We start from the raw sequence: 14,130 nt of genomic DNA on the forward strand, positions 1-14,130 counted from the left end.
TGGATAGAAAAGAGCGAAGCCGACCGCAATATATCATGCGGCCGGCTTCTTTTTAATTCATATTATCTCATCTGGACTGTTTACAAACGTTGTCGCTCCATGTTTCGTCAGAAAATCGCGGTCGCGGAATCCCCACAACACACTGATGCACGGCATACCGCAATTGCGTGCCGTCATGACGTCTACATCACTGTCGCCTATATAAACTGCATATTTTTTATCTGCGCCCAACGCTTTCAGAGCTTCAATCACAGTATCGGGAGCAGGCTTTTTCCGTATGCCCTCACGCTCACCTATCGCGACTTCCACATAACCGTCAAAGAAATGATGACACAATTCCTGTGTGGCGGCATAAAATTTGTTACTCACCACAGCAACCTTCCTACCGTCACGCTTCAACCGTGCAAGCATCTGCATCACCCCCGGATAAGGTTGTGTGGTGTCAAGGCCATGCTCAAGATAATGACTACGGAACACATCGTAAGCCTCATCAAACCGAGGATTATCCATTCCATCGGGAACTGCACGCTCCATAAGTTTTTTCACACCATTACCAACAAAGCGCCTCACTTCATCCGTTGTGCGTTCTGGCATTCCACAATATCTCAACGCATAGTTGCAACTTGCGGCCAGATCGTCAAGCGTATTAAGCAATGTTCCATCCAGATCGAAAACATAAGTTTCGTACATATTGTTATCCTTATTATAAATTTTATAATACGGCGCAAATTTACAAAAACATACCGTACAGACGATAATAAATGAAAGAAAAATCAACCTGACACCTATTTGCCCCATATAAAAACAATCACCTTTTACACAAAAACAGCCTCATCATGATGTTATAATCTCACAAAATCATTATGTACTACATATCATTATGTTCCTTTTATAGGTCGATAGAAATACTATATAAATTAGTTTATTCATATAGTATTATTGAATATCGGGCAAACATCCTGACTGCACTGAAGTATAGACAGTGACCGTACATTTACCCACATAGTTATATATTCATATTCACATTAGCCCAAACGATAAATCTTCAACCACGAGGGCACAGCATGTTTCATGTACGATTCTGTATGCCAGACATTATCGTTTTTAAAGAAAACTCAGGCAATGAACTTACGATTTTTCTTGACTTTATTTTGACAAAATAAAATCGGAAGAAATATGTATGGACACGTCAAACAAAACTTAATAAAAGCCATTTCTGCATGTACAGCATTGTAGCATTACCTGTAGCGTAGTCCGGAATAATTCATCTGGCATTCTGATAATGCCCATATCAACCTCCGTTTACGTCTATTTCAGGGTGCAATATGGAACGTTTTAAGCCCTGATATGGCCCATATCACGTGCTAAAATGGTGCTTATTGCACGACGTTCCAAAGGTTGCAAAAAACAAACCACTGATATACAATATATTACAAACACTTCTCATTTTTCGCGTATTTGCGTCCAAGGAAGAGTCAGCACGCAAATGCGCGCTTATTTTTTGGGGTAGAACAGAAAACCCGGACGAAAAAATCACTGAATGATGAAAATCTGTAAGTGCGCCATATTGTTTTCATTTCTGCAGAAAGAAACGACACTGTTCCGGGATTGAAACCGCAGTTTTTTATTTCTTAATGAAGCCTGTCTCCGCAGAATCCCATACTGGGCCCGTTGTAATCTCACAATGTATTTTCACGGCACAGAAATCAAATTACATGTATTTTATATCAATCACATGCGTTTAGATTTCACAAAAAACAGATTCGTACGGATATATGCTATCATAAATCCATACGAATCTGTCATCATATTTGTAACAATACCACATTAGTGAAAAGACACAATGTGGCGGATCTGTAAATCAGCCGATAATATTTTATTTCTTAAATATGAAATATACAGCAAACACAAGCAGTACGAAAGCCACAAAATGGTTCCAGCGCAGCTCTGTCTTGAAAGCAATGACAGAGAATACAGTAAAGACGGTCAGGGTGATTACCTCCTGAATCACTTTCAACTGCATGATGTCAAACGGACCGCCATTATCTTTAAAACCAATTCTGTTAGCCGGTACCTGCAGACAGTATTCGAAGAATGCTACCGCCCAACTGAAAGCTATCACACCAATAAGAGGAAGCGACGCAAACCAGTTGAACTCTTCCTTCATCTTAAGATGGCCATACCATGCCACAGTCATGAACACATTCGAAAAAATCAGTAAAATTACCGAATAAACACTTTGTAATGCCATAATATATTTGTTATTATCCTAAAAAATCTTATCACCATCACCGTCGTCGGCCGACACTGTCGACAGAATTTTGTCCACACACCGCCAAAGACTATAGCATGCCTCAGGATTGATGCTTTCCATCTCGGCCAGAATATTCTTCATTTTTGTGCGGTTGGTGGCGCGTTCGTGCGGGCATTTCACTGTCTGCTCGCGGAATCTGCGGTTCTCAGCAAGAGCGGCAAGTTCCCGTTCACGGATGAGACACATCGGACGGATGAGCGTCATGTCAAACTTTTTCATCTTCAGAAGCGGAGCCATGGGACTTGGACTGCCTGCAAACAGCATGTTCATCAGCAATGTCTCAAGAATATCATCCATGTGATGACCGAGCGCTATCTTGTTACACCCCATCTCCTTTGCCTTAGCGAAAAGAGCCTTGCGGCGACTCCATGAGCACAAGAAACAATGAGGCTTTCCCGACTGTTCAGAATAGTCGTACGACGTTTCAACGTGGAAGAACGGAACACCGAGATCTTCCGAAAAAGCACGCAGATAGTCAAGGTCTGACTTGTAGCCGACATTCGTCATAACCACATGCACAGCGACAACAGAAAAACGTGGTTTGAATATACGTGATTTTTCTGCAAGCAACGACAAGAGAGCCATGGAATCTTTTCCACCGGACAATGCCACCATTATTCTGTCACCATCTTCTATCAATCCATATTGGCTGATTCCTTTGTTAAAACGTGCCAGAATGTGTCTCCACAACACCTCGTCCTCACTGTACTTTGCCATTCTTAACAATTTGAACATGCAAAATTACATGAAAATAACGGTTTGAGAAAGAATTTAAAAAAAAGATTGATAGAATGACGGATAATTTCAGTAACTTTGAAAATAGAATTGACATTCGAACACGTTTTCAACTGAATAAAAAGCAGATACAGTTCTCTGCATAATATTATATTTATGGCGACAGAAATAGATTTCAACCCTGCAGCAGACAGCAAGCAGGCTCGTTACGAAGAGTTTATAAAGAAACTTGCAGCACTCATTTGTCAGGAATACGACGAAATAAGTGTAATGGCCAATGTTTCGGCCGCACTGAAAGAGGCTTTCGGATTTTTCTGGGTAGGCTTCTACATTGTGAAGGACGATATACTATCACTTGGACCATTCCAGGGTAGTGTGGCATGCTACCGGATAAAGAAAGGACGCGGTGTATGTGGAACCGCATGGGAACAGAAACAAACCCAACTGGTTCCTGACGTGGAAAAATTTCCCAGTCATATTGCATGCAGCCAACTGTCAAAATCAGAGATAGTAGTGCCTCTGTTATATCAAAACAGTGTCATGGCCGTTCTTGACATAGACAGCGACCGTCTGAACTCTTTTGACGAAACAGACAAGCATTATCTTGAAGAAATCTGCAAACTTGTAGCCTCAACCATCTATACAGAACATTAATCATCATAACATCAGTCCAGACATCATTTGTATAAAATGTCAGATAAGAGGCTCGCACTCTTTTCATAGAAAACAGTTTATAATATGGATAAACACCGTTGAAGCACAGCGCGTGTATAATAATATTCCGGATATTTTGCTTACTTTTGCAAGACAGATTCTGCAGTAAATTCATTTTACATATATGATGGAACATAAAGATACGATATGCGCTATTGCGACAGCCCAGGGAGGTGCAATCGGAATAATAAGAGTATCGGGACCGGAAGCTATCACAATAACAGACAGAATATTCCGACCCGTTGACGGACATCATACTCCACTGGAGATGCGCAAGGCCAACACTATAAACTTTGGTTATATCGTTAACAATGAAGATGATATAATCGATGAGGTTCTTGTAAGCATTTTCCGTGCACCACATTCTTATACAGGTGAAGATTCTGTGGAAATCTCATGTCACGGCTCGTCATACATCCTGCAACAGGTCATGCAGATACTGATAAAAAACGGATGCCGTGCCGCCGGGCCAGGTGAATATACTCAACGAGCCTTTCTAAATGGCAAGATGGACCTGAGTCAGGCAGAAGCAGTGGCTGACCTCATTGCCTCTACTTCTGCTGCGACACACCGCATGGCAATAAATCAGATGCGTGGAGGATTCAGTCGCGAACTTTCCGACTTGCGGGACAAACTCCTCCATCTCACATCTCTCATGGAACTGGAACTCGACTTCAGTGACCATGAAGAATTGGAATTTGCAGACCGTTCCGAATTGAAAAACCTCACACAACATATTGAACAAGTCATACAACACCTTGTTGACTCGTTCAGTGTTGGTAATGCTATTAAAAATGGAGTACCCGTAGCAATCGTCGGAGAGACAAATGCCGGTAAATCAACATTATTGAATGCCCTGTTGAATGAGGAACGTGCCATCGTGAGCGACATACACGGCACAACGCGCGATGTTATAGAGGATACAATAAACCTAAATGGCATAACATTCCGCTTTATTGATACGGCAGGAATACGTGAAACAAACGATGCAATAGAAAGTCTTGGCATAGAACGTAGCTTTCAGAAATTAGATCAGGCAGAAATAGTTCTCTGGATCATCGATGCCACCAGTGCAAAAGAACAATATCAAGAATTGGCTGACCAGATTATTCCCCGCTGCAAAGACAAACACTTAATTATTGTATTTAACAAGACTGATCTTATAGATAATAGTTCCAATATAAAGTTAAATAATCTTCCAGAAAATGTCCATACAATGCCGTTATCTGCAAAACTGAAAAATGGCATCTCTGAACTTCAGAAACTTTTAGTTGATTACGTCGCTTTGCCAGACATATCACAAAACGATGTCATAGTAAGCAATATCCGTCACTACGAGGCACTAAACCATGCACTTGAATCAATTCACCGTGTGCAAGAAGGTATGTCCAAACAAATTCCAAGCGACTTATTAAGCCAGGATTTACGTGAATGTCTATTCCATCTCGCAGAAATCGTTGGCGGACAAATAACCACAGATGAGGTACTCGGGAATATATTTAAGCACTTTTGCATCGGGAAATAAGGTAGTATTACAAACCATAAACATCTATCATATTTAATTAGTAAGGCGTTCATTTTGAGCGCCTTTTCTTTTTGCCATCTACCATATAATAATGGTTTCTAATGGTTTTTCATTCATTTTTTGTGTCGATTTTGTACCGCATGGGCTGATTTGGGTATTTTGCGATTTGCAAGGTAGTAGAGAGATTTCAATATGGTACAATATAGTTCAATATGATACAACTATTTGCGTCCATAATTGGAGTAATAAATATAGTGTTTAACATAAAAAATGAATGTAAAATGGCAGCAAGCAAAATTAGAATTAAGAAAATCTGCGAATACTGCGGACAAGAATTTTATGCCTTGAAAACATCTACACGCTTTTGTTCAAAATCATGTAATGATAGGGCGTATAAAATGAGACAGAGAGTCAATACTGTTAAAAAGGCAGAATCAGAAAATCTAACAGTATCTCAAGAACATACCTTTAGTGTAATTAATCAAAAAGAATATCTTTCAATAAAAGAAGTTGGAATACTTCTAGGAATCACATCAAGAGCAGTATATAATTATATTTATAGTGGACAACTGAAGGCAATAAAATTGAGTACAAGACTTACCATTATACATAAGTCTGACATAGACTCAATGATGAGTTCTACCCCTTATGTAAAACGAAATAGAATCTCTCACACTCCTATTACTGATTTTTATACTACCGCTGAAGTTGCAAGTAAATATGGAGTAAACGAATCGTGGATATTTAAAGTCGGGAAAGAACAAAATATACCCAAAGTTTTCAAGAGAGGAAAAACATACTGGAGTGCCAAGCATTTTGATAAATATTTTGCATCTAAAGCAGCGGACTCCAACATTACGGAATGGTATTCTGTAGAAGATCTAACGGAAAAGTTTGGAATGACAACAAGTGCAATATATTCTTTTGTTTCACGATTTGCTATTCCTAAGAAAAAAATCAAGCGACAGGTATTCTATTCCAAAAAGCATGTAGATATTGCCAAAGGTCTTGCTAAGGCTGAACCAGAATATTATACGACAGCCGAAGCTATGGAAAAATACAACCTCACACGTGACCAATTGTATCACTATGTAAAATGGCATCATATCAGTAAAGTGCAGGAGGGAAAATATATCAAGATATCGCGCAAAGAGCTTGATGATCTGCTTGCTCCACCTTCGATTTAATGCTATTTACTGGTTATCCTGTGGTTAACTTTAAGATAACCACACCACCAGAAATACACTTGTTTATTTTGCTATCACTACAATAAGAATTAAACCTGAATATAAATTTTAATACATTATATATTATGAGACAACAAACATGTACTACTGTAACATTAAGACAACGCCCTATAAGAAACGGACGAATCTCTCTTTATTTGGACTACTACCCTGCTGTACGTAATCCTAAAACAATGAAACTGAGCAGACGTGAATATTTAGGATTTTACATTTATGCAACCCCAAAGAATGCAATTGAGCTAGATTACAATAATGAAATCCTAGCTAAAGCCGAACTTATCAGATGCCGCCGACAAGAGGCTGTAATCAATGAAGAATTTGGATTTATGGACAGACACAAAATGAGAGCCGATTTTATGGCATATTTCAAAGAAGTATGTCGTAAGAAAGATCATAAATGGCATATCGTTTATCTGCACTTTGAGAAATTTGTCAATGGCAAATGTATGTTTGGAGAAATAACTGTTGACCTATGTAACCGCTTCCGAGACTATCTTCTCCATGCAAGGCAACTAAAACATACAGATAAAATGGTTTCTCGTAATTCAGCTGCTAGTTATTTCTCATTATTCCGAGGAGTTTTAAAACTTGCATATAGAGATAAATATTTACGTGAAAATCCCAATGATTTTCTTGAAAAGATAGAAAGCAGGGATATTCATAAAGAGTTTTTAACACAAGATGAATTAAAAACTCTGGCTTCAACTCCATGCGATATACCTGTATTAAGAAATGCATCGCTTTTCTCATGTCTTACCGGATTACGCATCAGTGATATATTGAATCTTAAGTGGGAAAATTTATGCACAGCCCCTGATTTGGGACATTGCATTCGTCTTCGTACGCAAAAGACACAGACAGAAGCCTTACTCCCTATCAGTTATGAAGCATACGCACTTTGTGGAGAACCGGGCACAGGTAAAGTGTTCAAAGAACTGCGCCGTTGCATGACTGGATATCCTCTTAAAGCATGGATAAAGAAAGCTGGTATTCAAAAACATATAACATTCCACTGCTTTAGGCACACGTATGCTACACTACAGATCGCAGCCGGTACGGACATCTTCACAGTGTCAAAAATGCTTACTCATAAGAATGTTGCAACAACACAAATCTATGCTGAATTAGTAAGTGAAAAGAAAAGAGAAACTGTCGATAAGATATCACTAAAGTAATATGCAATAAAATTGCATATCTGAAATAAACATGCAACAGTGATCAAAAGTTTTTATATGTATAGCCGTTGGGAAAATCGGAGTTTCCCAACGGCTTTTTCATTTATGTAACAATACAAAATTCAGTTAAAAATGTGAATTTTCTTTGTTCGTTTTTTTATAAGTATGATTGGCGATTTCACGAAGTATGATACTTATATTATATTAAAAACCAGACATTTTGTAATCATTTCCTTTAATTTCTGATACTTCAAAAATATATTTGCATCAAAATCAATAATAAAAAATCACTAATTATGAAAAGATTAAATTTATTCCATTTTGCTGTAATATATGTAACTGCAATATGTTCAATTACCTCAATTCCCAGATATCTGATATTGAAAGGAAACTCTCCACATAGTCTGGATCTTGTATTATACTCACTCTTCACTACACTACTTTTTATTACAATCATATTTATGGTTGAAACAGCTTACTGTAAATATATTGTACCTACAATATGTAATTTTATTGATGTATTACAAGATCAAAGAAATAAAAGAATTAACAAAATACAGGGAAATACGAAAAGGAATGGTAGACTATCGATGAAACTATTTCATAAAACCATTGATGATGATAAAGAAAAGACAGAAAATTCTATATTGTACTCTCATGAGGAAGAAGTAAGATTGGATAGAGAACGTATCAAAAAAGAAAAAGATGATACAATAAAAGAAGTCATGTCTTATTTTGAAGCTACTTTCAAAGATATACTGACAAGCAATGAAATGAGTGTCATGAAAGAAAATATTATGGCCTTAAACAATAAAACAGAAATAAAGACAGCTGTATTACGTCGTTTGAATGGAGTTACATCAAAAGATTTATACCATTTAGCTAGAAATATCGGGAAACGGTTAGGATGCTCAAACATGCAAATAGCACATTTCATCAAAAAAAGTTTTCAGCTTATGCTTGAAGATACAGAAATACTGACCATTTCCAGCAAACTCACCTGTAATGAAGGACGGTTTACAATAAAAATTATTCCTATCGGAACACCGCTCGTTGCACAATCTCTTCCCTTTTCAAGGGATTAATATAGAAAAAACATTACTATCCATTGGTTAACTTATAATCCACCAGTTAACCAATAATACACCATCTTTCTTTGCTGAAAATCAATTAAAAATGATGAAGATGAAATTAAATTTCGAGGAATTACCTCAAGCCACAGCTTTTCTATTGGAGAAGGTGGAAGAACTGACGATTTCTATTAATGAGATGAAGCAGTTATTAAAGAGACAGACAGCAGCAAAGGAAGAAATGATTGGTATTAACGAGGCTTGTGAGATACTCAGTCTGGCTAAGCCAACGGTTTATGCTCTTGTTCAGGCAAATAAAATTCCCTATTACCAACCTGGGAAAATGCTTAAATTCAAACGTACCGAACTTATGGAGTGGATGGAAAAAAGCAGGAAAAAACCGATTGACAAAGAGAGCCTATACAAAGAGATACAAAAAGGAGTAAAACATAAGCCAAAATCAGGATGGGAGGAATTTTAGATATGGGAAAAATTGAAATGACAGATGAATACGTAAGGGTTGGTACCACACTCTATAAAATAGTTTTTCAACCTCTTATTAATGGCACATTTGCCAAGCGTAGAGTCCCTTGGAGTATGGGGACTTTACGTTATGATCATGGGAAAGACTTCATAGCAAGTATTCCTAAATACGATGGTTTCTGCACGGTACCAAGTCACGTAGATTATAAGAGGAATATTGGCTCGTTCCTTAATCTGTATGAGCCGATTACCCATACCCCACAAAAAGGGAAGTTTCCACATATACAAGAACTTATTCTTCATATTTTCGGGGAACATTATGAGTTAGGTATGGATTACTTTCAGCTTCTTTATCTCAATCCAGTACAGAAACTACCAATTCTACTTTTGGTTTCTCAGGAAAGAAACACCGGTAAAAGTACTTTCCTGAATTTTCTGAAAGCAATCTTTCAGGATAATGTCACATTTAACACCAACGAAGATTTTCATAGCCAGTTCAACGCTGATTGGGCCGGCAAATTACTCATTGGAGTTGACGAAGTGTTGCTTAACCGTAGAGAGGATTCTGAACGATTAAAGAATCTAAGTACAGCAAGTGTATACAAGATTGAAGCAAAGGGTAAAGACCGCTGTGAAGTGCAATTTTTTGGTAAATTCATCATGTGTTCCAATAATGAAGATACCCCTGTTCTTATAGAACCGGGAGAAACACGTTATTGGGTGCGAAAAATTAATCCTCTCAAAAATGACGATACGAGTTTTCTTCAAAAACTAATCACGGAAATTCCAGCATTTCTTCACTTTCTTCAACACCGTCAACTTACTACGTACAAAGAAAGTAGAATGTGGTTCAATCCGCAACAGATACATACGCCAGCTCTCGACAGGATTATCAATTGTAGCAGGAATCATACAGAAATAGACCTCGCTGAAATCTGCATAAATATCATGGATACCATGAGCCAGGATAAATTGACTTTCTGTATTAATGACATTCAACAATTATTAATGCTTAGTAATATCAAGGTTGAAACCTATCAGATTAGAAACATTTTAAAAAGGAACTGGAGACTTACACCTACTGACAATTCTCTTGCTTATTCAACCTTCATAAAAAACTTCCCTCCAGGCCCTCCGTATCGGGAAGAAAAGAAAACTGGCCGCTACTATACCATTACAAAAGAATTTCTTAGAAAATTCCGATGATTTGATGAAATGATGAATATTGTTATTAAACAAAAGGGAATGAATGATTTGTAACTCATCAAATTTTCATCATAATTCAGAATAAAGACTCAATGTTTCTTTATTTGAGGCATTGAGCCTTTTTTCTTCCCTAACATTGGAGGCGTTGAAAATCAACGTATTTTCTGTTTTATATCATCATAAAATACTCTTTTAAATCATTTGTTAAAGTTTTCATTGACTATTATTGCAAACTATAAATTTTTTATAAGCTATTACTACTTCCCAAATTTGAGTTTCAGCATAACGCTTTGCTTCTAAAGAGCAAAAAAACGAACTTATAATAGAAAGAATAAAGGTAATCATAAAATAACCAGAATCTTTATCACACCAAAAATAAAAACTAGAGAGCAAACCAATAATTGAAGATGTAAACAATCCCTCATATACAGCCTGCATCATCCAAAAGCGGTTTAGATGTCTTATTGTATCTTTAGCCTCTTCACAATGTCTTAAATCCAGCCACATTTTAGAATAAACACCCTTGTATTTATCTTTACTAAAATCTGCATCTAAATATTTCGATATTTCCTCATTTACAGAATAGGGATCTGAATTAACAAAAGAAAGAACTTTATTGAATACATCATTAAAGTATTCTTTATTCCAAATACATAACATTTTCAACCTTAACCATTTACCTATTGAAAAAGAAACAAGTCCACTTACATATACCAATACAATAATTGCAATAATAATTGCAGTTTTACTATATCCACTTATATCAAAAGTATAAATATTATTTATACTACAATAAATAATCCCAAAGGTTACCAAACCAGAAACAATAAATGAGAAATCGAAAAAATTTAGTGTCTCTGATATTCGGTCAATGATTTTAGAAAGAGCTGTGTCCATAATCATAAATTAAAGGTTCAAACAAAATTAAATTATATCACTCAATACAACTTTTTCATACTAACCTACTGAATATGATAATTATAATACCTCATACTCTCATAATCATAAATTGATACACTATCATTATTAATAATACCATTAAATGAAGTTCCAGACTGATAATCAAATCCGGAGAAGGAAAAATTATTATATACTATCTGTATATATGAGCTTGTTGCAAAATCGAAAATCTGATTATCATTACCATTGAGATAAGATCCTCTATCATAATCAAACATATTAAAACCATACATATTTTTCTGAATATTATATGGAATATATTTGTTGCGGTTATAGTCAAATAATCTGGTTGCAACAAATTTTCTATATTTATTTCCGCAAATAAACGCTATAGCGGCTCTTTTCTCATCTGTCATTTCCACCAAACTTGTATATTATACTATTACGATGTATAAAAGACATCATATTATAAATCTCATGCGAAGATAATTTGTTTTCTTCAAGATGCAAATAAGCACGGGCATATTCATTAAAAATATTAGTAGAAAATATACCTGGATCATCTGTCCCCAAAACCACTGGAGGAGTATAACTCGATAAAGTATTATTCAACCAGTTCTTTAAATGATATTCCTTTATTTCATCATAATAACTTATTCTTAGGTTACTTGTAGGTAAAGTTTCTATTGCAATACCTTTTTTATTAAGAAAATACAAAACAAGTCCTTGAATTATACACATTTCATTTGGATTAAGAATTCTCCCACTTTCTATTTCAATTAACCTGTCATATTCATCATTGACATTGAAAGAGATTCTATGATAAATCTTCATAATTTCATTTATATCATCATTCTCAAACATCTGCCTTATCTCTTTATCTTTCTCATAAGATTCAATAATAAAAGGATTAAAATCTGAGAAATTCTTTTCTTCCACATAAAGCAATGGATCGAATTTTCTTAATTTCCATGCTTCAGACAAAACGTACGGTGGAAATATTTTTCCATATACTTTATGAGAAAATTCAGAAATCTGACTTTCCAACAAAGGGATACATTGCTGCAAACGGGATTCTTTTGTTTCTTTTATTAAGAACCATAAGAATACCATATTATCAAGCCACTCTCCTTGCGAAATTATACATTTACATCCGGTCTTATCCATCCATAATTGCGGTTCAATACCTATAGCTGTACAGTGCCCTAATCTGTCACCATGTCTTAATTCAAGAAAAAGAATAGCTTCATAAATACTTCTAATACCGGATACTATATGCTTAAAGTCCTCACCTGCATGAAAAGTACAATTGGCTATTCCGTTTTTTCTTAAAAACCTGAATATAGGTGCGAAGACTTCCGGACCAGCATCAAATTCACTTGCGGCAGCATCTATTCCTTTTATTTTACATCCATATTTATTATTAGTTCTGACATACTGTACTAAAGCTAATGCCCTCTTACGTAAATCAGTTCTTAAAACTCTGTGTCTTATTGGAATGTTCTTTACATCCTTCTTCTCTTTCTTCTTTATAAAATGCGCAACTAAGTACAATTCTATATCATCCAGTAAACGAGAATCAGTTTCTGCTTTAGCCTCATTAAACCCTTTATATATTCTTCGCACAAGATTATTTATCTCAAATTTATTCTTTCCAGGAGAAAATCTTCCCTCAATAAAAGATAAATACTTATTTGCCCCTGCACCTGAAAGTTGTAAAAAGCGATTTTTGTAACTTGTCTCTACGCCATATCTCGAAGGGGTTTCAGTTATATATTGAAACTGAGTAAAACCATATTGCGAGCATTGCATTACGGATAATCTATGTATTATTCCCTTAATTAAAAGATAATGATGAAATTTACATGCTATAAAATCATTCTCATATCGTGACAGATAATCAAAAACATATAAATAGAACAATATTTCATCAATTATCGGAAAAAAAGATTTAGTGTTATCTATAAACCATATATTACTAACCGAATATTCATCTACATTATTATCCCCATCTACACCATTGATTTTATTTGAAATAACTTTACATATATACGAACGTATCTTTTCAGCTTCAAGCAATCTCTCACCAAACCTTTCCGGTGTAAAATTTAAAGTTGTCTGCTCTGCCAATTTTCTGACAGAATGTTTATTATTGAATTCATCAGCATAATTTTTTATAGTTTTATATGGATGTTTTAGCATATAATTCCACACAATATCCGACTCCGTAGAACCATTCAAATGTATATGCAAGTCATGTAGCCCAACTTCTTTCGTTAAGAAATTCAATTCCGGCAGATATACTACAGGATGAGATGTATATTTAAACTGACTAAGTTTTTTCTCTATCAAGTATTTTAGTTCTTTCAAAGACATGGTAGATAAAGAATACTCCAAATTGCCATAAATATATCCAGCAATAAGGATAGTTGGAGGGATATAAGTAAGTATATCCATCCAAACATTAAATCCTTCCTTCTTTATATAGATACAATTTCCAATATTACATAATAAATCATTGGATATATCTTGTGGCATTTTATACAGGAAATGAGCAAGACTTTTATATTTATCCATTTGAATCTGTCCCATATCCTCATAAAAATTATCATTTTTCTTTATATCCGACATTCTTTCTATAGAGACAAGTCGTCTCTTTACATGCTCAAATGAAATTATATAATCTTTTGTATTAGCATATTGCTCATATTCCAAAAGACTCTCATTATCGGATAAAAGTTTTATTGCAATTGGATACATG

At 35.5% G+C, this 14,130-nt stretch carries 13 protein-coding genes; 7 read left to right on the top strand and 6 right to left on the bottom strand.

All coding sequences use genetic code 11. From position 1 onward, the window contains the following. Nucleotides 1-57 precede the first annotated feature (57 nt). The 3 genes from WKT13_RS11250 to WKT13_RS11260 form a co-directional block, all read right to left on the bottom strand. A complete protein-coding gene (locus tag WKT13_RS11250; protein ID WP_340323946.1) occupies nt 58-690 on the bottom strand; it encodes an HAD family hydrolase in 633 nt (210 codons plus the stop codon). Nucleotides 691-1,876: 1,186 nt separating this feature from the next. After that, entirely contained in the window at nt 1,877-2,251 is a 375-nt protein-coding gene (locus WKT13_RS11255; protein WP_298620509.1) for a DMT family protein, read from the bottom strand. Between the two features lie 18 nt (nt 2,252-2,269). Then, nucleotides 2,270-3,031 (bottom strand): tRNA 2-thiocytidine biosynthesis TtcA family protein, encoded by a 762-nt coding sequence (locus tag WKT13_RS11260; protein ID WP_340323947.1) that lies wholly within the window; start codon nt 3,029-3,031, stop codon nt 2,270-2,272. A gap of 174 nt (nt 3,032-3,205) precedes the next feature. Here WKT13_RS11260 and WKT13_RS11265 point away from each other — a divergent pair, with 174 nt between their 5' ends. The 7 genes from WKT13_RS11265 (at nt 3,206) to WKT13_RS11295 (ending at nt 10,469) form a co-directional block, all read left to right on the top strand. Next, nucleotides 3,206-3,703: a GAF domain-containing protein gene (locus WKT13_RS11265; RefSeq protein ID WP_340323948.1), complete on the top strand. Its 498-nt coding sequence runs from the start codon at nt 3,206-3,208 to the stop codon at nt 3,701-3,703. 187 nt (nt 3,704-3,890) lie between these two features. Further along, nucleotides 3,891-5,288, top strand: a complete 1,398-nt coding sequence (mnmE, locus tag WKT13_RS11270) for a tRNA uridine-5-carboxymethylaminomethyl(34) synthesis GTPase MnmE (protein ID WP_340323967.1) — start codon at nt 3,891-3,893, stop codon at nt 5,286-5,288. A 281-nt stretch (nt 5,289-5,569) separates the two neighbouring features. Further along, complete coding sequence (locus tag WKT13_RS11275) at nt 5,570-6,475, top strand: helix-turn-helix domain-containing protein (RefSeq protein WP_340323949.1); 906 nt, start codon at nt 5,570-5,572, stop codon at nt 6,473-6,475. Nucleotides 6,476-6,600: 125 nt separating this feature from the next. Then, entirely contained in the window at nt 6,601-7,710 is a 1,110-nt protein-coding gene (locus WKT13_RS11280; protein ID WP_117699877.1) for a site-specific integrase, read from the top strand. Between the two features lie 461 nt (nt 7,711-8,171). Then, entirely contained in the window at nt 8,172-8,795 is a 624-nt protein-coding gene (locus WKT13_RS11285) for a mobilization protein (RefSeq protein WP_340323950.1), read from the top strand. A 91-nt stretch (nt 8,796-8,886) separates the two neighbouring features. Next, entirely contained in the window at nt 8,887-9,261 is a 375-nt protein-coding gene (locus tag WKT13_RS11290; protein WP_012055862.1) for a helix-turn-helix domain-containing protein, read from the top strand. Next, nucleotides 9,246-10,469 carry a primase-helicase family protein gene (locus WKT13_RS11295; protein WP_340323951.1) on the top strand — a complete coding sequence of 408 codons (1,224 nt, stop codon included), beginning with the start codon at nt 9,246-9,248 and terminating at the stop codon, nt 10,467-10,469. The genes WKT13_RS11290 and WKT13_RS11295 overlap by 16 nt, the downstream gene beginning before the upstream one ends. Before the next feature lie 213 nt (nt 10,470-10,682). On the opposite strand, the gene WKT13_RS11300 is transcribed toward WKT13_RS11295, so the two are convergent. From WKT13_RS11300 to WKT13_RS11310, 3 genes are all read right to left on the bottom strand, one after another. Continuing rightward, a complete protein-coding gene (locus tag WKT13_RS11300) occupies nt 10,683-11,366 on the bottom strand; it encodes a hypothetical protein (protein ID WP_340323952.1) in 684 nt (227 codons plus the stop codon). A 65-nt stretch (nt 11,367-11,431) separates the two neighbouring features. Further along, nucleotides 11,432-11,785, bottom strand: a complete 354-nt coding sequence (locus WKT13_RS11305; protein ID WP_340323953.1) for a hypothetical protein — start codon at nt 11,783-11,785, stop codon at nt 11,432-11,434. After that, entirely contained in the window at nt 11,775-14,129 is a 2,355-nt protein-coding gene (locus WKT13_RS11310) for a hypothetical protein (RefSeq protein ID WP_340323954.1), read from the bottom strand. The genes WKT13_RS11305 and WKT13_RS11310 overlap by 11 nt, the downstream gene beginning before the upstream one ends. Between the last annotated feature and the right edge of the window lies 1 nt (nt 14,130).

Source organism: Prevotella sp. HCN-7019, assembly GCF_037890215.1.
Taxonomy (GTDB): domain Bacteria; phylum Bacteroidota; class Bacteroidia; order Bacteroidales; family Bacteroidaceae; genus Prevotella.